The organism is Acinetobacter portensis, from assembly GCF_023158935.1.
In the GTDB taxonomy this organism is placed as follows: Bacteria; Pseudomonadota; Gammaproteobacteria; order Pseudomonadales; family Moraxellaceae; genus Acinetobacter; species Acinetobacter faecalis.
This window is the reverse complement of record NZ_CP096121.1, coordinates 110495-134053: the sequence shown is the minus strand read 5'-3', so window position 1 is coordinate 134053 and position 23559 is coordinate 110495. Positions and strand designations below refer to the sequence as shown.

Annotated in this window: 25 protein-coding genes and 1 pseudogene; 11 read left to right on the top strand and 15 right to left on the bottom strand. The window is 37.6% G+C overall.

Annotated elements, in window-relative coordinates:
• Positions 1–33 precede the first annotated feature (33 nt).
• The 7 genes from MZO21_RS13460 to MZO21_RS13430 all read right to left on the bottom strand — a co-directional run bounded on the left by MZO21_RS13460 (position 34) and on the right by MZO21_RS13430 (position 7873).
• Positions 34–636 (bottom strand): RNA polymerase factor sigma-70, encoded by a 603-nt coding sequence (locus MZO21_RS13460; RefSeq protein ID WP_248103626.1) that lies wholly within the window; start codon positions 634–636, stop codon positions 34–36.
• A gap of 121 nt (positions 637–757) precedes the next feature.
• Positions 758–1537, bottom strand: a complete 780-nt coding sequence (locus MZO21_RS13455; RefSeq protein ID WP_248103624.1) for a haloacid dehalogenase type II — start codon at positions 1535–1537, stop codon at positions 758–760.
• 70 nt (positions 1538–1607) lie between these two features.
• Positions 1608–2174: a carboxymuconolactone decarboxylase family protein gene (locus tag MZO21_RS13450; RefSeq protein ID WP_248103622.1), complete on the bottom strand. Its 567-nt coding sequence runs from the start codon at positions 2172–2174 to the stop codon at positions 1608–1610.
• Between the two features lie 101 nt (positions 2175–2275).
• Positions 2276–3139, bottom strand: a complete 864-nt coding sequence (locus tag MZO21_RS13445; protein WP_248103620.1) for an AraC family transcriptional regulator — start codon at positions 3137–3139, stop codon at positions 2276–2278.
• 286 nt (positions 3140–3425) lie between these two features.
• A complete protein-coding gene (locus MZO21_RS13440; RefSeq protein ID WP_248103617.1) occupies positions 3426–4277 on the bottom strand; it encodes a universal stress protein in 852 nt (283 codons plus the stop codon).
• 14 nt (positions 4278–4291) lie between these two features.
• Entirely contained in the window at positions 4292–5779 is a 1488-nt protein-coding gene (locus MZO21_RS13435; RefSeq protein ID WP_248103615.1) for a SulP family inorganic anion transporter, read from the bottom strand.
• Positions 5780–6085: 306 nt separating this feature from the next.
• Positions 6086–7873, bottom strand: coding sequence for a hypothetical protein (locus MZO21_RS13430; RefSeq protein ID WP_248103612.1), 1788 nt, complete (start codon positions 7871–7873; stop codon positions 6086–6088).
• 100 nt (positions 7874–7973) lie between these two features.
• Here MZO21_RS13430 and MZO21_RS13425 point away from each other — a divergent pair.
• Positions 7974–8558: pseudogene (locus MZO21_RS13425) on the top strand (IS3-like element ISAba14 family transposase); the annotation flags it as partial.
• A gap of 17 nt (positions 8559–8575) precedes the next feature.
• Here the strand turns inward: MZO21_RS13425 and MZO21_RS13420 are convergent.
• The 4 genes from MZO21_RS13420 to aph(3'')-Ib form a co-directional block, all read right to left on the bottom strand.
• On the bottom strand, positions 8576–8773 hold the full coding sequence (locus tag MZO21_RS13420; RefSeq protein ID WP_248104226.1) for a RepB family plasmid replication initiator protein: 198 nt from the start codon (positions 8771–8773) through the stop codon (positions 8576–8578).
• A gap of 606 nt (positions 8774–9379) precedes the next feature.
• Entirely contained in the window at positions 9380–10924 is a 1545-nt protein-coding gene (locus MZO21_RS13415) for a MobA/MobL family protein (RefSeq protein ID WP_005028401.1), read from the bottom strand.
• Positions 10828–11664, bottom strand: coding sequence for an aminoglycoside O-phosphotransferase APH(6)-Id (locus MZO21_RS13410; protein WP_000480968.1), 837 nt, complete (start codon positions 11662–11664; stop codon positions 10828–10830). Before MZO21_RS13410 ends, MZO21_RS13415 begins: the two co-directional genes overlap by 97 nt.
• Positions 11664–12467 (bottom strand): aminoglycoside O-phosphotransferase APH(3'')-Ib, encoded by an 804-nt coding sequence (gene aph(3'')-Ib / locus MZO21_RS13405; protein ID WP_001082319.1) that lies wholly within the window; start codon positions 12465–12467, stop codon positions 11664–11666. The genes MZO21_RS13410 and aph(3'')-Ib overlap by 1 nt, the downstream gene beginning before the upstream one ends.
• A 232-nt stretch (positions 12468–12699) precedes the next feature.
• Here aph(3'')-Ib and MZO21_RS13400 point away from each other — a divergent pair, with 232 nt between their 5' ends.
• Positions 12700–12984 (top strand): hypothetical protein, encoded by a 285-nt coding sequence (locus MZO21_RS13400; protein ID WP_034619196.1) that lies wholly within the window; start codon positions 12700–12702, stop codon positions 12982–12984.
• Here the strand turns inward: MZO21_RS13400 and MZO21_RS13395 are convergent, their stop codons facing one another.
• Positions 12985–13215 (bottom strand): hypothetical protein, encoded by a 231-nt coding sequence (locus MZO21_RS13395; RefSeq protein ID WP_005028396.1) that lies wholly within the window; start codon positions 13213–13215, stop codon positions 12985–12987. It abuts the gene before it with no gap.
• Complete coding sequence (locus tag MZO21_RS13390; protein ID WP_119065088.1) at positions 13212–14063, bottom strand: RepB family plasmid replication initiator protein; 852 nt, start codon at positions 14061–14063, stop codon at positions 13212–13214. Before MZO21_RS13390 ends, MZO21_RS13395 begins: the two co-directional genes overlap by 4 nt.
• 202 nt (positions 14064–14265) lie before the next feature.
• On the opposite strand from MZO21_RS13390, the gene MZO21_RS13385 reads away from it, so the two are divergent.
• Together MZO21_RS13385 and MZO21_RS13380 are read left to right on the top strand one after the other, a co-directional pair.
• Positions 14266–14526: a hypothetical protein gene (locus MZO21_RS13385; RefSeq protein WP_248104228.1), complete on the top strand. Its 261-nt coding sequence runs from the start codon at positions 14266–14268 to the stop codon at positions 14524–14526.
• A 53-nt stretch (positions 14527–14579) separates the two neighbouring features.
• Positions 14580–15712, top strand: a protein-coding gene (locus tag MZO21_RS13380) for an IS3-like element ISAba14 family transposase (protein WP_223155595.1) whose coding sequence is annotated in 2 segments (ribosomal slippage) — positions 14580–14832 and positions 14832–15712 — 1134 coding nt in all. Because the reading frame shifts where the segments join, the coding sequence is not laid out codon by codon here.
• 313 nt (positions 15713–16025) lie between these two features.
• Here MZO21_RS13380 and MZO21_RS13375 read toward each other — a convergent pair.
• A complete protein-coding gene (locus tag MZO21_RS13375) occupies positions 16026–16388 on the bottom strand; it encodes a hypothetical protein (protein WP_005005750.1) in 363 nt (120 codons plus the stop codon).
• Positions 16389–16448: 60 nt separating this feature from the next.
• On the opposite strand from MZO21_RS13375, the gene MZO21_RS13370 reads away from it, so the two are divergent.
• Entirely contained in the window at positions 16449–17195 is a 747-nt protein-coding gene (locus tag MZO21_RS13370; RefSeq protein ID WP_005005749.1) for a hypothetical protein, read from the top strand.
• 99 nt (positions 17196–17294) lie between these two features.
• Here MZO21_RS13370 and MZO21_RS13365 read toward each other — a convergent pair whose 3' ends face one another.
• Complete coding sequence (locus tag MZO21_RS13365) at positions 17295–17648, bottom strand: hypothetical protein (RefSeq protein WP_005005748.1); 354 nt, start codon at positions 17646–17648, stop codon at positions 17295–17297.
• A gap of 74 nt (positions 17649–17722) precedes the next feature.
• On the opposite strand from MZO21_RS13365, the gene MZO21_RS13360 reads away from it, so the two are divergent.
• The 6 genes from MZO21_RS13360 to MZO21_RS13335 all read left to right on the top strand — a co-directional run bounded on the left by MZO21_RS13360 (position 17723) and on the right by MZO21_RS13335 (position 23507).
• Positions 17723–18241, top strand: coding sequence for a hypothetical protein (locus MZO21_RS13360; RefSeq protein ID WP_005005747.1), 519 nt, complete (start codon positions 17723–17725; stop codon positions 18239–18241).
• Positions 18242–18361: 120 nt separating this feature from the next.
• The gene (locus MZO21_RS13355) at positions 18362–19654 is read left to right on the top strand and encodes a hypothetical protein (RefSeq protein ID WP_024160812.1); all 1293 of its coding nucleotides are present in this window, start codon (positions 18362–18364) and stop codon (positions 19652–19654) included.
• Position 19655: 1 nt separating this feature from the next.
• On the top strand, positions 19656–20423 hold the full coding sequence (locus MZO21_RS13350; protein WP_005005745.1) for a hypothetical protein: 768 nt from the start codon (positions 19656–19658) through the stop codon (positions 20421–20423).
• A 6-nt stretch (positions 20424–20429) separates the two neighbouring features.
• Positions 20430–20813, top strand: a complete 384-nt coding sequence (locus MZO21_RS13345; RefSeq protein WP_005005744.1) for a hypothetical protein — start codon at positions 20430–20432, stop codon at positions 20811–20813.
• Positions 20814–20831: 18 nt separating this feature from the next.
• A complete protein-coding gene (locus MZO21_RS13340; RefSeq protein WP_005005743.1) occupies positions 20832–22472 on the top strand; it encodes an LPD1 domain-containing protein in 1641 nt (546 codons plus the stop codon).
• 228 nt (positions 22473–22700) lie between these two features.
• Positions 22701–23507, top strand: a complete 807-nt coding sequence (locus MZO21_RS13335; protein WP_010591556.1) for a hypothetical protein — start codon at positions 22701–22703, stop codon at positions 23505–23507.
• The last annotated feature ends 52 nt before the right edge of the window (positions 23508–23559 follow it).

The following is a 23559-nucleotide window of genomic DNA, read 5'->3' as shown; positions in this document are numbered from 1 at the left end:
TTTCAGAAAGAATTTGAGTCGTTTGATGGCAATTTAGCATTCACATTCTCCTTCCATTACCCATTTATTTTCAAAACATTCACGTAGTTTTAGACGAGCACGATAAATGAGTACATTTAAATTGCTAACAGTCATTGTTAACTGATTACAGATCTCAACAGATTCTAATTCTAAAAATTCTCTCATCATAAACACTTGTGCTTGTTTAGCAGGTAAGTGTTCTAAACAGGCTTCAAATATTTTCCAAAAATCCTGATCTTCAATGCTTTCATCAGGTAGTCTCCAAGAAACTGGTCTTTGGTTGATGTGCCATAGTCCTTTATGATCAAATAGCCTGTCTAAAAAAAGTTGTTCTGATTCATCATCATCACATAGGCTTGAAATAGAAGTGGTTCTTTTATGCTTCCGAAGCAGATCAATTATTTTATTTTTAAGAATTGCAAATACCCACGTTCTATAGGCCGATCGACCAGAAAAAGAATCAGCATATTCATAAGCACTGATCAGTGCATCTTGAACGGCATCTTCTGCTAAATGGAAGTCAGAAAGTTGTAAAGTCGCAAAATGAAGCATCTGAGATCGTAAATGAGCAATAAATTTAGGATCGTCAAAGACCGATGTGTTTTGAAAAGTCATGATCTTTATTCCATTTTCACTTAATATTTATTTCTAAAATAATATTGAGGCCGTTTGTAGAACTCTGGGGAGGTTAATTTAAATGTTATATTCATCTTGCTGAAGAATATAACATTTATACTTAATGCTTTATACTGGGTAACGCATTTGCTAAATCTACAATATTTGCAAAAATATAATTAGGTTTTTGCGCCAATGGGTATAAGGATTGTCCTTTTCTTGAAATGAATGCGGTTTTCATATTAGCATTTTGCGCACCAGTAATATCCCAACCATGTGCGGCGACTAACATGGAATTTTCTATTGGTGTTTGTACCTTCTGAGCAGCCCATTGATAGACCTTTAAATTAGGTTTATAGCTTTCCAATTCCCCAGCGCTCAGGTATCCATCAAATAGGTCAATTATATTCGCATTAGTTAATTGTTTCTCAACTGAGGATTTAGAAGAGTTTGTTAGAGCATAGATTTTATATCCTTTTTGTTTTAGAAGTTTAAGTCCGCTTCTTACATCCTGATGAGCTGGCAAATGAAGGATAGGTATGAGTGCTTGACGAGCTTTTTCTTCAGACAGAGTAATTCCTTGGTTGTTAGCTACCATGACTAATGATGCTAAGCCAACCTGACCAAAGTCATGATATTGTTTAGTCGAGGTTTCTACTAAAGAGTATTGCAACATTGTTGTAAACCACAATTTCATGAGATCAGAATTGTTATTGAGTACATTACTTACCGATTTTTTAAGTGGTTCTAAATCAAGAAGAGTTTCATTGACATCAAAAAAGATCACACGAGGTGTAGTGGTATGTTCCATTATGTGATCCTGTGTTTTAGCTGAGACCTGTCCGATCGTAACTAGAAAAATATTTAAGCAAGCAACTAATTTAAAAATAAAATTTTTCATTTAAGTAGCCTATAGATTGAGTATCTGACGCAACGAATTAAAGTTTTGTGTGAAATCAAAAATTGGTCATTCAATCGATACGGTACTTAGAAAATTGTGTATCAATCTCAGTTGCAAAGGCGTGATTAGTATAATTACTAAGCACTTTCACTGATGTAGCTAAGATAATGTTTAATAACTGTAATTCAGAGTAACCTATATCAAAAAAAGCTTTAACTATATCGGAAGAGGGTTGGCCATAGTGAGTGACAATATCTTGAGCAACCTCGAATAATGCTTTCAATTTTTTATCTTGGATTGGTTGATTGGTTCTGATCGAATTTAAAATGTCTTTTGGAACACCAGATACTTTATCCGCCAACATACTGTGGGCTGCTGTACAATAATTACAACCATTTACTTGGCTGATTGCTAAGAAAATAATTTCTTGCTCGACAGGACTAAAACCAGAATTACTCCTAAACGCATCATATCCATGTAGATAAGTGCTAAGGATCGCAGGGACATTGACCATGTTGGCATACATATTTGGAATAAAGCCCACTTGGTTTAGAGCCTTCTCTAAGAGTTGCTTTTGTTGACCTTCAGCAGAGTCGTAGTTTATAGGACCAAGATTTTTTAGATAAGGTGAATTCATCAGTATGTACTCAATTAAAGAATGAATGGTTAGAGAAAGCTTAGCCCGATTCATTCGTCATGATTATACTAATAGTCTTGAAATCTATACTGAGCGTATGGTTATAGAGAGTTTTCTGCTGTCAATTTCAGCCATTGGGTTGGAGAGATTCCTAAATGTTTAGAAAATGCACGTGTTAAAGCACTCGCACTTGAGTATCCAACCTCTGATGCAATTCTTTCTAGCGTTACACCCTGACAAAGGAATTTTTGTGCCATAAGTAACCTCCATATGGTTAAATATTCGAGGGGGGTATTGCCCACAATTTGATGAAATAAATTGGAAAAATGGGCACGAGATAAATTTGACTCGTATGCTAAACGTTCAACAGTCCATGGTTCAGCAGGATCGGAGTGGATTGCATGAAGAGCTTTAGCAATTCTTGGTTCATTTAAACCAGAAAAAACTCCTTTGGAGGTGAGTGGATATTGAGAGCAATAGCTTAATACTTTAATAATGAGTATTTCACATAGCCGATTTTGAACAGCTTGATTACCATTTTTATTTAAAATTGACTCTAAAAAAATAAGATCAATATACTTTTCTATTCCATTTAATTCAGTTAATTTAACAATAATTAAATCGGGCAGTGAAGTTGTAATTGGGTTTTTACCACCGATTCCTAATTTGATAGTGCCGCATATTACAGTGGCATTGCTATGATCATTTACAATCAATTGATGAGCAAACGGTCTTGGTAAAAAAACAAGACTTGGTTCTTCAATTGGGATTTCCTTACCAAGATTATTTGTAACTCTGACGTTTCCATCTTTGATGAGGTGAATGTGGCTTTCCCTATCATCTTGTTCAAAGTCATGTGTACCACAAATATCACCAGTGAAATACACACTCGCTTGAACTTTAATGTTTGAAACGAGATTATCAAAATAATGCTTATGAATTTCTGAAGTTTGGTGTTTGTACATTAAATTAATTGAGCCACTACTGAAGTTTAAATAATCTTATGATTTCATAGTTATAAAATAGGAAGATAATTAGTTTTAATGAAATCTGAATACTCATTTTTCTAAAGTACCTATCTCTTAATTGTAAAAGTAAATCTGCGCCTTTACAATCAGCTTTTTCCTGAGTTATGCCAAAGAACGAAGAGATTGTTGGAGCTTAATTAAAGAGCAATGTATTCATCATTTTTCCTTTTTATAATTTATAAGAAATTTAGAGAATAGATTGTGAATCTATTCCCTTCTTTAACTATCTTAGTAATAAGACAGGCTTATTAGCGCTTGTGATCACTTTTGTAGTGGTACTACCAATAAAAAATTGACGTATCTTTGAATGACCATAAGCCCCAACCACAATCAAATCGATTTGATGCTGTTCAGCGTAATTGATAATTGCTTTATCAACTTCACCATCCAACGTATTCAAGGTGATATTAAAACCTTGTGATTCAAGTTGCTCTTTTGCCCAAGAGAGCTGATTTTGCATTTCACTATTAGGATTTCCTATATAAACCAAATGTACTGCAAGACCTTTAAGTAATGGGCTTGACACAATTCGTTCAACACATTTTCTTGCAGTTGGACTACCATCAAAAGCAACTAAAAAGGATAGTGGCTTTTGGAATGGAGAGGATGTAATCAATACGGGTTTATGAATAGCACGGACAACACTTTCGATCTGCGAACCAATTTTGTCAGAACGATATTCAGTCTGAGTGCCGTGTTTACCCATAATCAACACACGAATATCTTCTTCTAGTGCAATAACTGTTTCTAATAAACTACCATGACGTTGAAAACTATGAGCATCGATACTGAACTTGTCGAGTACATATTTTTTTGCCTCTCTGAGCAAGATTTTTCCATGTTCAATTTCAATTTTGCCCTTGCGTTCTTCAAGCTCAACCAACTCTTGCAAAAGTGTTTCGCGGCTACCTAAGCCAATTGCGCCACTCAAATCTTGAGGTGCTTGAGCTTTGGGGGTATCGATTACGTGTAAAAGTTCAAGAGGTGCGTTAAGTTTTTGACTAAACCAAGCTGCATAATCACATACGGTATTTGTACCGAGTGCGCCATCTATGCATGCAATTATTTTTGACATTGTTCCAACTCCTATTAGTGATTACCCAAGCGATCCAAAGCATCTGGTTTATCGTGAATACCAAACTTTTCAACCATTGTTTGACTTGCTTCATTCATACCGATTAATTCAACGTCAGTGCCTTCTCGTTTAAACTTAATGACAACTTTATCAACTGCTGCAACGGCTGAAACATCCCAAAAATGTGCTTGGCTCACATCAATCACGACTTTTGAGATGGCTTCTTTAAAGTCAAATGCTGCTGTAAATTTATCAGCAGAGCTGAAGAAGACTTGTCCCTTAACAATGTAAGTTCTCGTATTTTCAGCATCATCCAATACAGATTGAACCGCCATATATCGTTCGATTTTGTTGGCGAAGAATAGAGCTGAAAGCAATACCCCAATCAAGACTCCGTAAGCTAAGTTATGTGTCGCCACTACGACAACCACTGTAGCAATCATCACGATATTACTTGAGAGAGGATACTGGCGAATATTTCTGAGTGAATCCCAGTTAAATGTACCAATTGACACCATGATCATCACAGCAACTAAAGCAGCCATAGGAATGACTTTTAACCAATCACTGATAAAAACTACCATGATGAGTAAGAATATTCCTGCACAAAACGTTGATAATCGGGTACGCCCCCCTGATTTGACGTTAATAATGGATTGTCCAATCATGGCGCAACCAGCCATACCACCCATAAATCCTGAAGCAATATTGGCAACCCCTTGACCTTTACACTCACGATTTTTATCACTCGATGTATCAGTTAAATCATCAACAATCGTTGCTGTCATCATTGATTCAAGTAAACCAACAGCCGCTAAAGCTGTTGCATATGGAAAAATAATTGTTAAGGTTTCAAGGTTTAATGGAATATCAGGGAGTAAAAATACTGGAAGTGTGTCAGGCAATTGTCCCATATCACCTACTGTACGAATATCTAAGCCCAAGAATATTGCTGCAATAGTTAGAACAACAATAGTTACTAAAGGAGAAGGAATTAAAGAACCAATTTTAGGAATTAATGGGAATAAATAAATGATACCCAAACCAACAGCAGTCATTGCATAGACATGCCAAGTTACATTGGTTAATTCGGGTAGTTGAGCCATGAAAATGAGAATTGCAAGCGCATTCACAAATCCAATAACAACAGATTTAGACACAAACCGCATCAAAGCGCCTAATTTTAGGAAGCCTGCGACAATTTGAATAACACCAGTCAAAATTGTTGCAGCAAGTAGATACTCAAGTCCGTGCTCTTTAACGAGTGTGACCATGAGTAATGCCATCGCACCTGTTGCTGCGGAAATCATCCCAGGTCTTCCACCCACAAATGAGATCACGACTGCAATACAGAATGAAGCATATAGCCCGACTTTGGGGTCGACACCTGCAATAATAGAGAAAGCAATTGCCTCTGGAATGAGTGCTAAAGCAACGACAATACCCGAAAGTACATCACCACGGATATTCGAGAACCATTGCTCTCGTACATTGGAAAACATAAAAAATAGCCTATTTATATAGTTTTAGATAAAGGCTAGTGATGTGATATAAACAACACACAAGCGACTACACCACATCACTAGACAGTGATGAGTTATTTACAAAAAAATGGGTAAATAAACTAGGGTGGAGTCAAAAACATAAGTGTGTGAATACGAATGGAAATGTAAACTGAACTTCTAGTATAGGCGAAATAGACAACAATTTCACTCTTTTCTATTTCGCAAATTTATAGAAAAAAGTAAATACCAAGTAATTTCATGCATATATGGTTGTATAAAAATATTCTTTAATTAGAAAACCACCTACTTCTGTAAGCTGATGAACAAGTTTTTAAAGCGATTTTTCCATTCATCTGGTGTTGCGTATAAATGTTTTATTGCAATCATTTTATGAATGAAACTATCACAGTAGAGTGCCCATTTTTTTATTCCCTTGGCACTTTCTAGTTCAATACAGATTTTTTTAATTTGTTCGCTTGTTAACTTATTCTGAGTAAAAATAAGAAATGCACAAAATGCTTCATGATTTTTATTTTTATGTATATCGATGAGATAGGAAAATCCATTTTGATCTTTTAAGTCTAATTTTAAGAACAATAATTTTCGCCCTTTATCATAATCAATCCATGAAGGATGCTTGGGTTCAGGCACAAGTTTTTTGATTTGAAGCAAATTAATACTCGCTATCATTTCACCATGTTCATTAATTGCAGACAGATGTTCTAGAGGAGAACCCATTTCAGAAGCAAGTTCTTGGAGGGATTGAATAATATATTGAATATCAAAGCGCTCATCTCTGCTAGGTGGTGTATCTGTAGTTTCAGATTTTTTAATCTTAGTATTTTTATTGCCATAAGGTTTATCAGATGACGTTTCAACCTCTTCTGATTTATCTGAATATGGATGATTGGGTGTGCCAACTTCAATTGGATCATTGTTTGGTTCATTAAAAGAATACTTCAAAATATCTTGTGTATTTCCAGTTTCCACATCAGAACGCTTACGGTATTCACCGCTTGTTCTTGATGGTGGTTTTTGTGTATTGATATGCTCATTTTTATTTTGACTTTTTTCACGAGGACGAGGGTTTTTTTCATCAGGTTTTGAAATAGTATTAGTAAGGTCTTTATTGACATCAATCATGTGATCGTTAATAGGATCACATTTTTTCACTCTAGTAATAAAAAAGCGTGTCTTATTGTCATCTAGCCAAATTCCTTCTGCTTCAAGAAAAAGCTTTGTAGGGTGTGGCGGAAATACAATTGGATATCGTGTGCCTGTGCCATGCTGAAGATGATTAAACTCAGTAATCTCCATACTTCTTTGGATTTTATCAACTATCGTCTGAACATGCTGATTTAAGGCTAGATTGGCAAGAAAAATAATTGCAGTCTCGCCAATATCTTCATAGGGCTTTCTGATTTTTATTTTATATTCAATATTATCATTCTCAACTTCTGTTGTATAAGATTCTAAAAAGCGATTAATGATGGATTGGCTTGAAGTTCCTAATAAGAGTCCGCGAATATCCTTACGATTGACGAATAAGCTATGCAAAACATGAATTGAGGAAGTGATGACTTGAGTTCCATCATTAGAATGCATTAAGCAGTGATTCACTTTACGATATGAGTCATTGGTGTATTTAGTGAATGGATAGCCTTGTAGAACATAATCAACTTTATTGGGGAGAAAATAGTTTTTTAATGGAATGTAGTACTCTGACGTATTGGGGATTCTGTCCGTAAGTTTTATGTTCTTAGGTTTATTATTGGTTAAGTCGAAAGAAAATCGTTTTGTGATGAGTTTTCCTGAAAATCTATAGGATTGATCGGTTAAAATATTTCCATCCCAAATACTGCCATGTTGAACAGCATCAAGATCAAGTACTGGAACAAGGAATGTTGAGCACTTATCTAAAAACAACCATTGATCACTTTTTCTAATCTCAATTAATAACACTTCAACAAAAGGATTAGTTGAGTCGTTATCTTCATTTCGAACAAGTCCACCATATCTATAAACCACTCGACTAATATTATCGTTTGGGAAGCAATCAATAGTCGTTATTTTGTCATTATTAACAGGCATATATTTTTAGAAAAGGAAAAATTAAAGCATATAGATAATATACTTTTGATTCTTGCTCTAGTTTATTTGTGTAAACTCTGATTTATTTGTGGAACTGACACAGGCGTTATATTGCAAACCAAATTTAAGCCAGGCTAATCAAGCTCACCGTAAATATCCATATCTGCTCAAAGGGTTGGCTATTCAGCGCAGTAATCAAGTGTGGTCTACGGATATAACGTATATCCCTATGGCAAAAGGCTTTGTTTATTTATGTGCTGTGATTGATTGGCATAGCCGCAAGGTACTTGCGCATAGGGTATCGATTAGTATGGAGGTGGATTTTTGTATTTCGGCTTTAAATGAAGCGATTGAAAAATATGGTCGACCTGAAATATTTAATACAGACCAAGGCAGCCAGTTTACCAGTGATGCATTTATTGATGTATTGAAATCAAATGGCATTCAAATCAGTATGGATGGTAAAGGTCGATGGGTAGATAATGTGATGGTTGAACGATTATGGCGGAGCGTTAAATATGAAGAGGTGTATCTCAAAGCTTATAGCAGTGTCACAGATGCGAAAAAGCAATTAAGTGCATATTTTGAGTTTTATAATTTGAAACGACCTCATTCGAGTCTAGACAAAATGACACCAAATGAGTTTTACTATGATCAGCTACCCCAACAAAACAAGGTGGCTTAACTAGAGCGGAATATCACTTATAAATACGCTTTTAGTTGTTCAAACAAGTGGGACCACCTCTCTACCCCCAGCTTAATAAAGTCCTCTTTGGTCACATAGTAAGGCGTTTTATGGTCGATAGGTTCATTCTTGGGCATTTTGGATATAGCGCAGTAAATTAAGCGCAATTCATTTGTGGTAAGTCGGTAAGAAGCTCTGATCAGCTTATTGTCCATCACGATTAAATCACTATTCACTTTTATACATTACCTTATAATTATGACATAGTTTTATATTGTCATACTATGACAAGTTTGTAAATGTCATAAAAGTGCGTCAATCTGTCATAGTTAGTGCGTCAATCTGTCATAGTTGTGCGTCAATCTGTCATAGTTGTGCGTCAATCTGTCATAGTTACCCCCGTCAAAGCCACGTAGAGCAAGGCATAGCGAGGAGCTAAAAATATTTAAAAATATTAAAAAATATTAAAAAAAGAAAAAATTTAAAAAAAACTGTGGATAACTGCCCTATGTACTCGCTTTGCTCGTACTTTTTGACCTCGCTTTGCTCGGTCGTGGGGGCAGTTATTTTCTAATCCTGTTTGTGACTTCAAAAAGCAAAAGCGACTATGGATTCGCTTCGCTCATAGTTTTTTCACTCGCTTCGCTCGGTCTAGGTGCTAATGTCTGCATGGAAATATGAGTTTTCTAGGATTCAAGGCACTTAAAAACGGTTTTTCAGGGAGTCTAGGCGCAACTTTTCGTTGTGTCGCTCGTAGACACTCGCTAATAAAATATTGATATTGTTTAAATATTCTTAATTAAAAGACAAAAAGGATAGATTTAACGACCCTTATCGTTGTCTTGTTCTAAAGATTTTTTAATGTTGATAGCTGAATTACGCTCATTGAGTTCTATCTCAAACGCTTTGATCTTCTGATATGCGTTTTTATCAAGCTGGTACATTTGAGCATCTGCTTTTTTCCAATGTTCATGTGTAACACCAAGATTTTTTATTCTCTGATAATCGGTTTTCAGGTTGTCATACTGGGCTTTGATACCATTGTCATGTTTATGGACTAAATCATCTAATTCTTTTGTCCATGCCTTGATTTTAAAGGGGTTGAATGGCTTATTTTCTTTATGGGTTTCTATCTGATTGAGTAAATTTTTACTCAATTCCATGTATTCACCCATTTTTTGTTTGATGTTTTCTAGTTCCTGATGGTGGATTTTTTCAGCTAAAGCGCGAACTTTAGTTTCAAAAAGACGAACAGCAATTTTTTTATCACTTATCGAAGTGTCTTGAACAATAGGGCTAGATTGCGCTGATTTGCGCTCTAAGCGATTTTCTTGAGGTTTTGGTGGTTCTGTACGTATTTTTGCTTCCGTGGCTGTATGAGCTTGTTTTGTGGCTCTAATCTCGGCTTCATGCTGATCTTTTGCTTTTTGAGTCCGTTCCAGTTGCTTTAAACCATCTAAAACCTTTTTGGATAGGACAATTTCTTGCTCTAATCCTTTTAAAATCTGCTGTTTTTCAGCGTTTCTAGCCTTGATTGCATTATTTTCTAGGGCAATGATCGGCATGATGATTTTTGGATTTCGTTCTTCAACTGGTTTTAATTGTTCACGCTCATATTTACGCTTCATGGCTGTAACTGCGCTTCCTTCATGCAAGGTAGCTTCTAAATCAATTCCTCGGTCTGCATAGCTGCGGTGATCTATACGGGCATCAAAGTTATTTTTTTCTAGGTAGTGATTTGCAAGATCGGCAAAGTCTTTACGCCAAGCTGCAACCGTTTCGGATGATTTCTCTTTGTTGAAATCACGAAATTTATTTTTAGAAAACTCGCCTGTGTCTTTGTCTAGCTGTCGGCTCGTAAACAGAATATGAGCATGATAGTTTCGTTCATCACTTCCACCCCTTGTATGCGGGGCATGAATGACAGCATCAACGATGACGTTATGACGCTCTACAATCTTTTTGCATAAATCATCTAGGAGCTGTTGGCGTTGTTCTGCGTTTAGCTCTTGGGGAAAGGCAATTTCAAACTCTCTTGCTAGGACTGAGTTTTTACGGTTTTCAACTTTTTCAACGATGTTCCAAAGGCTTTGACGGTCTAAAAGTTCTGCTTTTGCATTGTCAGGGGCATAGATTTTTTTAAACTCTACGCCTGTTTTTCTTGGGGTCGTTTGCGGGAGAGGGCGAAATCCTACGCTAAGGCTTTGGCCAACGATATTCTCCGGTAAGATTGATGTGTTCCCAGGGGATAGGAGAAGTCGCTTGATATCTAGTATGACGTCTGTCGCACCTGCTTGATCGCGGCCGCGATAGCTAGATCGCGTTGCTCCTCTTCTCCATCCGCGTTCCAAGCTGCGGAAAGGCACCCATAAGCGTACGCCTGGTCGAGCAGGCGACGCGGATCGACGTCCAGCGCACGAGAGAATGCGTCCGCCATCTGTGCAATGCGTCTAGGATCGAGACAAAGGTCGTCTCTGTCAGCCGGATCGTAGAACATATTGGCGGCGCCAAAGCCCACTTCACCGACCAGACCGACGGGATCTATCACCAGCCAGCCGCGACTGGAGAACATGATGTTTTCATGATGCAGATCGCCATGTAGCCCACGCAGTTCCGAGGCATTGCTCATCATTTGATCGGCTATAATCGCCGCGTGGACGTAGTCAGTTTGACAACCTGCGTTTTGATCATCGCGCGCCCGCTGAAACAAAGCTGCAAAGCGATCCCGGATCGGGAGAAGGGCAGAAGGCAGGGGTTCCTCAGATGCGGCATACAGCTTCGCCATTAGTTCCGCTGCAATTTCGGTCGCCTGGTAGTCGCCGTGCTCGGCAACGATGTGAGAGAGCATTCGCTCCCCGGCATATTCGAGCAACATCAGATTGTTCTCACGACCGAGCAACCGGACTGCTCCCCTCCCATTGCGCCATACCAGATAGTCGGCCCCGCGCAGTTCATCAGCAATGTCTTCTATAGGTTTCAATCCCTTGACGATTGCAGGAGTCCCGTCTGGCAATGAAACTTTCCAAACGAGGCTGGAAAAGGTGTCCGCAATGAGAACAGGTTGCGAAACGTGCCAATGAGCAGGAAAAACAGGCGGCATGAACATCAACCCCAAGTCAGAGGGTCCAATCGCAGATAGAAGGCAAGGCGTTCGCGGTCGGGGGCTTCGATCCCCAATACATTGAATAGGACAGCGAAGGCGCGCTCTGCTTCATCTGGCGCTGCCCAGTTCTCTTCGGCGTTAGCAATCATGAGTGCCAAATCGGCATAGCGATCTGCTGTTCCGAGCCGCCCAAGGTCGATCAGACCCGTGCATTGAAGAGTTTTAGGGTCCACCATGAAGTTCGGCATGCAGGGATCACCATGGCAAACAACCATATCGGTGCGCTCTTGGTCGAGCCGCACCGGTAGCTCTCGTTCGACACGAGCCAAAAGATCGAGCTGCGGCGTACTCTTGTCCTCGTCCGGTAAGAAGTCGGGATTGACGGCATTGCGGGACACCACATCAACGGCGCGTCCGAACATTCGCGACAGCCTGCGCTCAAACGGACATTGATCAACCGATAGGCTGTGAACAGCGCCAAGTTGCTGCCCCATTGACGGCCACGCTTTGAGCAAATCCGCTCCAGACAGATCAGCCGCCGGTACTCCCGGAATTGCCGTTATCACCAAGCATGCACCCTCCTGTTCCTCCTGCCAGTTGATCACCTCGGGGCAAGCCACACCTCGACCTTTGAGCCAAATGAGGCGGTCACGCTCTCCAGCGAGCTCACCGCGGCGGGAAGCAGGTGCGATTTTCGCGAAGGCATGCCCGTCACCACGTCGAAAAACAAAATCACCAGATTCTCCGCCTCTGACAGGCAACCAGTCAGAATGCGATTCACCAAAAAAAATATTAGTTCGATTCAATGGAGGTTCCTTCAGTTTTCTGATGAAGCGCGGAGGTGGCTCATTTGTCTTTTCTCAACAACAACAAAATAATTTTATGGGGTAAAGGGGTATCCCCTTTCGGACTTCCAAACTTAATGAAATTAGTTTGGTAAAGTGCGCCATTCTGGAAAACCATTATAGCTTAGGAAGGCATTGAATCTCAATGGCAGGTATCCTATGCTTGAATGGTTTTTTAGGTATGGGAATTACAATGACAAATGAATCTTTAGAACAGAGAATTGCTAAGCAGGAAGAACGCTTAAAGCAACAGGAAGAACGCTTAAAGCAGCTTAAAGCTCAAAAGCAGGCTAAAGACGCTCGTGAAAAGGCAAAACAGAAAGAACAAGATCGAAAAAACGATACCAGACGTAAAATTTTACTGGGTTCTTACTTGCTCAAGAAAATGGAAGATGAAGCAGAGAAACAAAAAATACTCGCTGGCATCAACGAGTATTTAACAGAAGATCGGGATAGAAAATTATTTAATCTGCCATAATTAATTTTGTATTGTTTTTAGCATATTGATAGCAAAGGTTACTTTGCTTTCAATATCTTTAAGCACTGTTTTATGATCATTGAAATCATCAAAATGTTTAATCTCAACATCAATAATAGAGCTTAAATATCCAGTCAATATCTTTGCTTTTACTTCATTACTCTGATTGAAAATAACATCATTGAATTTGGCAACTTCTTCATCAAAATTAAAATTATCTAACTCAATCATGGTTTAAATCCTAGTTTTTTTAAATATGGAAGAAGCTGTGGTTGTTGGTCAGGATCTCGAAGCATTGTTTTAAGCCTTAATGCTAAATCTTTGTAGCTTTCACCCTCTCTAGCTAAATAACTTAATTCAGAAAGTTCTGATAATTGATTACCAAAACTATCAACCTGAGCATCAGACAGTTTAAGGAAGTTATTTTTCTGTTCTTCAAACATATCAATTGTGTCAGGGCATCTTAATTGCTCTTTTTCTGCATTTTTCTTCTTAAATTTTAGCTCAAGACTATGAAATTTATTGCCCTTTTTAATTAGCTCATATTTAACCGTATAAGGGGATTTTTCATTAATTTCAGTACATGCAGCATCAATCACACGCCTTTTTAAATCAGCAGCATTTGAATATAGACTTTCTAAAGAAAGTATTTTACGCAATTCTTTAAGGGGAATGTTGCAATAACCTGTCGACTTAAATTGCATCATTAATTGATATATTCGGAAGCTATAAGCACCACTAAAACCTTTGCAGTCTGAAAGAAAATACTGTGTGAAATGACTTTTCAGATCACTCAAATAAGGCATCATATCTTCATGGAAAACAATTCGTGCCACGACATTATCATCGCTATTTACAACGATTGGCAGGCTATCTAAAAGATTATGCAGTCTAAGTGCATTAATAAATTCTTCGTCATTCTTGGCATCAGGATATTGCTTTTTTAAGCGTTCAAAAGTTTCGCTTTTAAAGTGCAATACATTGTGAAGCCAATGCGTTTCCAAGTCACCAATAGGTGTTTCTATTATTACTGTTCTTTTGATTAAATCACTACAAGCAGAACGAATCTCACGAGCCACATTCTTAGGTTCTAAAGTACTCTCGTACAATAACTATTGTAATGCTACTAATTAAGTTGCTTAAATCTAAATAATTAAACATAGCTGCAAACATGAATCTCAATTTTTTATTCGGCTTTATCATAATTATTGTTGGCGGTGGTGCAGCAATAGTTGCGCTTCGTTCAATGTTAGAAAATGAAATTTTTATGAAGGATAGTATATGGCTATGAATAATTCTAAATTCGATAAATACTTATTGCGCTCATTTTTAAAAAATACTGGACTTGCAATAATTTCAATTAGTGCAATAGCATTGGTTATATTTGCATGTTATGTGGTTTATATAGGAATAGGAAAAGCATCAACTTATGTATTCAATAACTTTGTACTAACTCTAAAAACTATTGGCTATATCGTATTATTTTTAATCGCTTTAAATTTAGTTAAGAGATGGATCCGTAAATTTGAACAACTCCTATAAGTGATATTCTGCTCCTCAAATGATGTTATAAACATCAATATATGGAGTATTTTATGGCACGTAGACCAAGAAGAAATCATTCAAATGATTTTAAAGCTAAGGTAGCACTTGCTGCGATTAAAGCAGAAAAAACACTTGCTGAATTGAGTGCTGAGTTTGATGTTCATCAAAACCAAATTATTGACTGGAAAAATCAATTGATCTCAGCTTCCTCGCAAGCTTTCGATCAATCAAAAGCTCCAACAGAACCACCCATCGATCTAAAAAAACTACATGCAAAAATCGGTGAGCAGGCATTAGAAATTGATTTTTTAGAAGGTGTGTTGAAGAAACTGGGCCGCTTCAACCACAAAAGTTAATCGACGACTCACTTCAGATTTCAGTATCTAAGCAAGCTAAGCTGCTGAAAGTCTCCCGTGGTTGTTATTACTATCGCCCAAAACCTGTGAGTGCATCAGATCTGAAGCTGATGCGATGTATTGATGAATTACATATGCAATATCCTTTTGCAGGCAGTCGTATGATGCGTGATTTGTTGAATCGTCAAGGACATCATATAGGACGACGTCATACACGTACTTTAATGAAGAAAATGGGTATTCAGGCGTTATATTGCAAACCAAATTTAAGCCAGGCTAATCAAGCTCACCGTAAATATCCATATCTGCTCAAAGGGTTGGCTATTCAGCGCAGTAATCAAGTGTGGTCTACGGATATAACGTATATCCCTATGGCAAAAGGCTTTGTTTATTTATGTGCTGTGATTGATTGGCATAGCCGCAAGGTACTTGCGCATAGGGTATCGATTAGTATGGAGGTGGATTTTTGTATTTCGGCTTTAAATGAAGCGATTGAAAAATATGGTCGACCTGAAATATTTAATACAGACCAAGGCAGCCAGTTTACCAGTGATGCATTTATTGATGTATTGAAATCAAATGGCATTCAAATCAGTATGGATGGTAAAGGTCGATGGGTAGATAATGTGATGGTTGAACGATTATGGCGGAGCGTTAAATATGAAGAGGTGTATCTCAAAGCTTATAGCAGTGTCACAGATGCGAAAAAGCAATTAAGTGCATATTTTGAGTTTTATAATTTGAAACGACCTCATTCGAGTCTAGACAAAATGACACCAAATGAGTTTTACTATGATCAGCTACCCCAACAAAACAAGGTGGCTTAACTAGAGCGGAATATCACTTATAAATACGCTTTTAGTTGTTCAAACAAGTGGGACCACCTCTTTATCTGTTTTATTGAAAATGTTATCAAAGAAGCCAATCAAAAAAGGAGTGAAGATAGTTCAGAAGATAATGTATGAGGGTAATAAAAAGTATCATACTGGCTTACTCTCAACACTTTGATTTTTTGGTCTTTATCTCCATCAAGTGTATTTTCTAAAATATAGTATGAATCTTTTACCCTCATACACTAAGGGGTTAAGAAAGGTTTCGGCAAGAAACGCCCCTCAACAAAACACCTACGATAAAAAAGTTTTAGTGATCGTGGTGATCTGTATCAATTACGTCATTATTGTTTGCATTAAACTTAGCCTGCTCTTTATAAAAATTATAGTCGGCATTGTCGTATACAAGCTCTTTTGGGTAAGGGATACCCATTTCATCAAGCTTTAAAGCGTAATAATGCGGTATTGGCTTGGTTGGATTGAAGTATGGTTCAGGGTAGTACTGAGTAACGACTTTAGCGGAGTAGGAATTAACGAGTTGATCTACATCGCTTTCTATTGTTTTTTGTTGGTCATTGTAATAAGAGTCAACAAGCTCTTTGTCTGAGTGGCTTGCTGCACAACCTGAAAATATTAAAGGTATTAAAATAGCGATAATTCTATAATGTTTCATTTTAAATAGGCCCAGGTGTAGTGTATATTTAATGGAACGTTAAAATACTTTTGATTATACATGACTTTTAAAGATGCTGTAACACCACCTTTTAGCAGAGGAAAAAGAGAACATAAGTTCTTGGCTAAAATGTTAAAATCTGAAAAAGATAAGATTAAGCTTTATACCAAAAGTTTAAGAAAAATTACTTTTAATGAGCTTTTAATTAGAGCAACTTTAATTTTAGTTGTGGTTTTTGCGTTAAGTTTTTGTATCTTTGGCGTATACCTATCTTTGAACGGTTTATTCTCAAAAGATGTGCATTTAGGAATGATTGGCATTATAGGTGATAGTAGTAGAATAATATTATGTACCATCTCAGCTATATTGTGCGCGGTTACAGCTTTCAAACTGTTTAAGAAAGCAAAAATTGACTGGAAAGAACATCAGTCATCAAAACGATATGCCAAAGCAATAACGAAAGAGTACCAGTCATTAAATAATTTGATTTTGGAACAGATTAAACAAGATAAAACAGGCAGTTATTGGCTGAACAGCAAAGAGATCCTGAGCATAACAGAGCAATACGAAGATAACATAAATGAAAACACAAAAGATTATCTGGTAAGTTTTACGCAAGATACGACTAAAAAGTATGTTAGGTTTTACATATATAATAATTCGCATATCTCTAATGGGTATACCAATGTTTTACATATACACTCGACTACTTTAACAATTTATTCACACTGTCTAAGTTATTCGGATTCGTTGAGTGTTAAAGACCTTTTAGATATTTCTGTTAAAAGTATTTGCATAAATTATTAGTTTTACTATAATACTTTTAAGAACAAAATTTAAATGTTTCTTACGACATTAAAAGAATGGGAGGCTTATAGCTTCCCATTTTTCTTTTTAAAATAACTATTATTTTTCTAAAACATCATTTGCCTTTTTCTCAAAACCCTTAACTTCTGCTAAAAGTTCTTCATTTTGGGCCATTGTGTCAGTAAAGGTCTGTTTCGAGAATTTAATGAATTCCAATGCATCATTGATCGATTGCTCTTTGCTTGGCTTCACGTACTTCGGGAGCTTATTGAATTCAGTATCCACATTTCTTTTGATCGCAGAAAAGTCTTTATCAAGCGACTCGAATGCTGCACTGGTTGACTCAAGCTGTATACGTTCAGAAACTCTATGGTCGATGTTTTGGAACACCAGGAACACACATACAAAAACTAAACTAGCAATTAAACTATTTTTTAGAACAACTGTATCCATTTTAAAACCCTTTAACATTTCTTTGATATTTTTAGTATAATCACTTTAATGTCTTTAAAATTTTTTTAAAAAATATGTCTAAAGCCTCCAACGTTGAGCTCTTAAACTTTTATAGTCTTGTTAAAGTACCTTTTAAATATGCTCACAAAGAGGTGTTGTTCTCCATTTCTATTTTATATTTTAACGGTAAAACTAAATCATACGTTCATTATCACAAATTTGAAGATGAAGAATTGCAGACTGTTCTAGGGTATGTGGTTTCGGAGAGTCTGGCGTGGACCTTTGGATCTTTGAAAACTGATAAATTCACTGTTAATCAGAATTTTATTTTCAATACTGTGCAAGAAGTGGAAAAAAGCCTTAAAGAACAAATAAATGCTTTATATAAAAGCACGGGTATAAATGCTAAGTTTTCCATGCAATATGCCTTAAAGGATAAGCCATCTGCAGAAAACAACGACTTATTAGAGAAGATATTTGCGATTGATAAAATGCTACCATTTGCTTTTACATTTAATAATAACGGCGGTTATGAAGTTGCATTAAAAGAATGTTCGTTAAAACTAATTAATGATATTGGGTTTTTCGCTTAAAAGTCCTTAAACTATTAAATACCACTTCATTAATACTTATTTTTAATTATAATGTGGGGTATTAGTAGTTTTAAGTTAGGTCATTAATTAGTGAATAAGAAAACCCTTACCATAGCGATATTGTCAGTTTTGCTATTTGGTTGTGATAAGTTAAAGCCTTCAAATACTGATACTGCATCTCAAGAAGAACAAATAGATCCCATTGAAAAGAAAGTTGAGGAACAAGTTCGCAAATATGATGAACGTGTTACCACTTACAATCCATCTAACTACAAATTACCTCAATCAAGCCTTTCTACCACCAGCCACAAAGTAGCGTGTAATTTTGGTGTAGGGGGAGATCTACCAGCTTTGGCATCAAATGGCATGTTCTCACAGCCGTTATATCGTATTGAAGCTGAGCAGATCATGGATAAAGTTCAGGGCGATGTGATGTATGCCCCTTATTCAATCGCGACATCTGTTGAGGGTGATGTTTTATATGAATCTGAAATTGATAGCTTTGATCGACAGTTAAATACATTACGAAGTTATCAAATTAAATCATCTGAACAAAATATCATTTCGTCATCTGGCTTTTACACCAATTCAAACAAAGCTGTTCGTATGGCACCTATCCGCAGTTACCCGGTTGCTTATGTGAAGCGCTTGGACGGCGATATTGTTTCTACATCTATGTTTAATGATGCATGCGACAAAGAAGTAGGTGTACGTAACTACAAATGGCGCGAAATTGATGTGTCGGGCAAACCATATGCAAGTTTAGCATCCACTGTATCTGAGCAAATTGTTCGGGTGAATCAGTTTGGCATGTTCACCAGTGCATCAAATTTTTACAGCTACTTCAGTAGTGAGTTTGGCAACTTCTTGGATGCAAATAACAAGTTTAGATCCGCATTGGAGAAATCAGGACGTTTCCCTAAAGGTTCAAAAATCTACGTTCCATCTGAGATTAAAACGACTGATGAAACACTGGTGATTACGAAGAACCCTGAGCTTGAAATTACAGACTTCCAAAAAGACAAGGTTTTAGAGGCATACAACAAAGAGGCCAAAATACGGAATCTTGGCCAGATCGTATTCAAGGTCTACAACCTCAAAAACAATACTGTTTTCTATACACCATGGAATGAAACCAAGCACCGTGAAGCGGTCGAGTTTGAACCTATTGTTGTTATCGATGGCAAGGCTTATTCAGCAGTTTGGCATGTTCCTAATACTTTGACATTCAATGATTCGACCAGTGCTGGAAACTTAACGTATTACAACGCTACGGCGCATAACGCATTCGTCAATGCTGTTAAAGGTATATACCAAGGTCAGCAAAGCATGGTTGGTACAGAGCACGAAGATGATACCGAATATTCAATGAAGACTGCAGTTGAATACCAGAAAGCCCAGGCAGAGAAATAATATGGAATTAAGCACTATTGAAAAGAATACCGAAGCTCAAGACATTCAATCTGATGCGTATGACCAGCGTGTACATTCAGTATTGATAGTACCTGAACATGCCCTAAAAAAAATTGAGTCGATGATTTTGGCTACTGGTCATGTACAAAGTGACAGTACCAATCTTTTAGAAGTTTTAAGGCCAATGCCTGAAGAATTCAGAAAAGACGTTGATAACACCGAATTTACAGAAAAAGAAAACGGCGACATCGGTGATGCAGCCGTGGTCATTGTTGATGGTTTGATTCACGACACAAAACGCGGTGTTTGGATCTCTCAAAATTGGGGTTGTGGTAGTCCTAAATTCACCAAGCTTATTCAGGCTGGAGCTGAGCCACCAATTGAACTGATTGCCAAAAATAAGGGGGATAAGTTTAGTGCGACTTTAACGCACGAATTTCAAAAAGCGTATGAGCGAATGGGTTATACCCAAAAACAGGTCGGTTATATACACATCCTATCAAATGGTACACCAACGACTTTCTTTAACTACCTGAGTGACGAATTGCTGTGCAAACTGGAATTCATATCAGTAGACAACAACCGTTTAAACGCCTCACAAACTAACTTTTATAGTGCCGTAGAGCGAGGATCTGTTTCAGATTGGGGAGTGAGCTATCACAGAAAACCTTTTAACTTAGAAAATTACCCGATCAATTCTCTATTGGTGTCGGGATTAACAATAACTTTTATTTTGTACCTGATTTACAGCTATCTCTTTGGAGCTTAATACCAAATGAAATATTTAAACAGAACATCTCAAGATCGCGAAAAACATCATTACTTTAATCAACAACAGGGCGACAATAGAAAACAGCACAATCCGAACCATCGTCACCACTCTATTAGCTTAAATGATGTATTTCGGTCGTTATTAGCCCTTACTCAACTAGACAAAGACATCCCGACATTGATCAAGCTTTTTGAAGAACAAGGGCTTGAAATATGCGAAACGCGTGTACGCACTTGGTCAACACCCGTGCATATCAACAATAGACCAATACCACACATTATTTTTGTTGGTTTTATGAATTTACTTGAGTGCATCAATGCTGAAGCAAAACTCAAAGATATTAATCTGTTTGATCTGTCAGAAATCTTGGACGATATACGCAACTAACAATTATGTGGTTTAGCTATGACTGAAGAAATAAATAGTAATGAAAAAAAAGATGGTCCTATTACGGATGTAGGTAAAAAGTTTGCTGGTGCACGTAAAGACAACCCATCACCAGACTTCTCAGGCAACATGAATGGAATTAAGTCTGACAGCCTAGTGACTAAAAAGGAATATTGGCAAAAGCCTGATTTTAGAGCTGATGCCCAATCTGGCCATAAACCTGTAAAACATGCACTATTATTTTCTTTGGTCTATGCAAACTTAACCAACAAGCCTTTAGGGGGCGGTTGGTTTAGCATAGGTCAAAAGCAATGGGATGATGCCTACATTGCTACGCTACACTTCTTAAAAAACAAATATGAAAGCTCACACTACGAACGTTTAGAACAACTGACAGACGACTTTAATGCGTACATGACCGTTAAGTTTGGTGCTGGACGAAGTGAAAAAGATATTTTAGAACGCTACTCAGCTGGACGACATACCAATCGCAGAGTTAAACACCCACTATCATTTAGTTCAGACACACGTTTACGCTTAAAAAACTTAATCCCTTTAGGATGGCCAGACGATCGTGTACTTGATACGGATAATTATGGTGCCAAAAAATTATTAAACACTGAGACTGGTCAACATAAGTGGTATGCCGTTAAATCCATTTCAGCAAAGCGGTTTCAAACACTAGATGATTGGACGGAATACGACACATTCAATGCAGCACTAGAAAAAGTAAAAACATTTTTTCAGCCAATTTTAGATGAACGAGTCATAGAACCCAAAAAAGGACGCGCAAAACCACCCAAAAGACCGCGCTACGACAGAGTTGAAGTGCGCGAGGGTAAGGACCATCGAAAGGGTGAAAACATCGATAGCCAGTTGCTTATGGACTATTTCAAATTTTCTGGAGTCGAGTTCGGCAATTGGGTAAATCAAAAGGAACGTGCATGGTTTCTGAATTGCACGTATGACTCACTAATGGATCTTGTCGAACTTCTAGGTCTACCCGTTACGTTCGCATCTTTAGGCGGTAAGCTAGGAATAGCATTCGGTTCGCGTGGCACAGGCGTTGATAGCGCAGCAGCTCACTTTGAACCAGGTAATATGCTTATTCATTTGACCAAGACGCAAGGTGTTGGAGCACTAGCCCATGAGTTCGCGCACGGATTTGATTGTGTTTTGGCAAAACGAAACGGACTCAATAATAACTTTTTTAGCGAATACTTTCTTTACACCAGTAAAGGGCGTTACTCAGTACAGAATCATCAAGAGTCAGCATACAAACATCTTAAAGATGGCCAGACTGCAGATAAGTTTATCAAGCTGGTTAATTATCTTACTTTTAAGTCAACCAAATACCTTGATTACGAAGAAAGACAAGGCGGTACGGGCTTTATGAATAACGCCATGCACCTAGATCAATCACGGTCAATGTATTGGTCACAGCCAACAGAAATCTTTGCCAGACTGTTTGAATGTTGGGTGACGGATAAGCTGGCTGAAAATGATCAACAAAATGGGTTTTTGGTGCACGGCACAGAAGAGTCGGCAAATAGTTGGAATATGAAGTTAAGCGCATATCCAACAGGCAGAGAACGGGCAATTTTAGTTGATTTGATGGATGATTGGCTAAAAGCATTAGTGAGGTCGTGGACGAAATGAATGCAATCACTAAGACCTCAAAAAAAGAACGGATCTTATTCAATAATCCCAAAGCAACACGACTTTACAGGGAAGCAATAACAGAGCTTATTGCGTTTAAACCTTGGGAAGTTAACGCCACTGAGAATATGCTTACGATCTGCAACACCTACCGCTATGTCGTGAATAAACGTTGTTGTTTAGGGTACGAGTTTTGGTGTTACGACCGAAGCGAAAAAGAATGGGTACGTGTTAAGCCCTCAAGCGGTCGCCACAACTATGGGAAAAACTGGTGCAAAACAAATGACAAAAACAATGGTCTACAAGGCAGTAAAACGAGCAGATTTTGAGTATTCAAACGCAGCGCGTGGATACGTGTATCGGGGAGAGAAAATATCTGATGCTGAAGCGGAAAAACTAAAGCATAAATGGGCTAAAAAAGACCTGATGGACAATGCAAAAAAAGATGGATCGTTCACACCAGAATCATTAGAAATGTTCAAAACCTTGGTGAATCATGTATCACCACGGGAGTTGACCGCCAAACAGCAAGCTTTGACATACCATAGCCTTAAACGCTACACAGATTGCGTATTTAACCTTTATGAAGTCACCGCTAAACAAACACCTCCAGCAAAACTAAAACGACCGTACAGCATGCCTAGACTGGATGGTACGGATAACCCTTGGAACCAAGGCAAACGAGAAAACGATGTCTATATATACAAGGGGATTGAGTACAAAGGCATTGAAGCGGAAACAGCAATGCATAAAGTGGTGATTGCATCAGAATTAACGGCAATTGCCGGATTGGATAATCAGTTAGCGAATCTGGCCAACGAAACAGGTGTAGCGTTGTTTTCAGAATTTATTGAAGTTGCACACCAGAACAATGATTTAAAGGATTTAACATATGTAGTTTTTGATTATGTAAAACATCTAATTGTGACGATTGATCGCTATTTTGATTTAAAACTGAAATCTAACGTGTCGGTCAGTATTTCAGTGAACCGAGTAGCTGGCTATTCAAGGTATAGCATAGTTCAACGGAAATAGACGCACGAACGCAACCAGTGACATTACATGTGTCGTCAATGACAGCTTATGT

What these genes read in the sequence shown, in the direction of transcription:
- MZO21_RS13460 (WP_248103626.1), bottom strand. Translation starts at nt 636, where the DNA reads ATGACTTTTCAAAACACATCGGTCTTTGACGATCCTAAATTTATTGCT.
- MZO21_RS13455 (WP_248103624.1), bottom strand. Translation starts at nt 1,537, where the DNA reads ATGAAAAATTTTATTTTTAAATTAGTTGCTTGCTTAAATATTTTTCTA.
- MZO21_RS13450 (WP_248103622.1), bottom strand. Translation starts at nt 2,174, where the DNA reads ATGAATTCACCTTATCTAAAAAATCTTGGTCCTATAAACTACGACTCT.
- MZO21_RS13445 (WP_248103620.1), bottom strand. Translation starts at nt 3,139, where the DNA reads ATGTACAAACACCAAACTTCAGAAATTCATAAGCATTATTTTGATAAT.
- MZO21_RS13440 (WP_248103617.1), bottom strand. Translation starts at nt 4,277, where the DNA reads ATGTCAAAAATAATTGCATGCATAGATGGCGCACTCGGTACAAATACC.
- MZO21_RS13435 (WP_248103615.1), bottom strand. Translation starts at nt 5,779, where the DNA reads ATGTTTTCCAATGTACGAGAGCAATGGTTCTCGAATATCCGTGGTGAT.
- MZO21_RS13430 (WP_248103612.1), bottom strand. Translation starts at nt 7,873, where the DNA reads ATGCCTGTTAATAATGACAAAATAACGACTATTGATTGCTTCCCAAAC.
- MZO21_RS13420 (WP_248104226.1), bottom strand. Translation starts at nt 8,773, where the DNA reads ATGGACAATAAGCTGATCAGAGCTTCTTACCGACTTACCACAAATGAA.
- MZO21_RS13410 (WP_000480968.1), bottom strand. Translation starts at nt 11,664, where the DNA reads ATGTTCATGCCGCCTGTTTTTCCTGCTCATTGGCACGTTTCGCAACCT.
- MZO21_RS13400 (WP_034619196.1), top strand. Translation starts at nt 12,700, where the DNA reads ATGACAAATGAATCTTTAGAACAGAGAATTGCTAAGCAGGAAGAACGC.
- MZO21_RS13395 (WP_005028396.1), bottom strand. Translation starts at nt 13,215, where the DNA reads ATGATTGAGTTAGATAATTTTAATTTTGATGAAGAAGTTGCCAAATTC.
- MZO21_RS13385 (WP_248104228.1), top strand. Translation starts at nt 14,266, where the DNA reads ATGGCTATGAATAATTCTAAATTCGATAAATACTTATTGCGCTCATTT.
- MZO21_RS13375 (WP_005005750.1), bottom strand. Translation starts at nt 16,388, where the DNA reads ATGAAACATTATAGAATTATCGCTATTTTAATACCTTTAATATTTTCA.
- MZO21_RS13370 (WP_005005749.1), top strand. Translation starts at nt 16,449, where the DNA reads ATGACTTTTAAAGATGCTGTAACACCACCTTTTAGCAGAGGAAAAAGA.
- MZO21_RS13365 (WP_005005748.1), bottom strand. Translation starts at nt 17,648, where the DNA reads ATGGATACAGTTGTTCTAAAAAATAGTTTAATTGCTAGTTTAGTTTTT.
- MZO21_RS13360 (WP_005005747.1), top strand. Translation starts at nt 17,723, where the DNA reads ATGTCTAAAGCCTCCAACGTTGAGCTCTTAAACTTTTATAGTCTTGTT.
- MZO21_RS13350 (WP_005005745.1), top strand. Translation starts at nt 19,656, where the DNA reads ATGGAATTAAGCACTATTGAAAAGAATACCGAAGCTCAAGACATTCAA.
- MZO21_RS13345 (WP_005005744.1), top strand. Translation starts at nt 20,430, where the DNA reads ATGAAATATTTAAACAGAACATCTCAAGATCGCGAAAAACATCATTAC.
- MZO21_RS13340 (WP_005005743.1), top strand. Translation starts at nt 20,832, where the DNA reads ATGACTGAAGAAATAAATAGTAATGAAAAAAAAGATGGTCCTATTACG.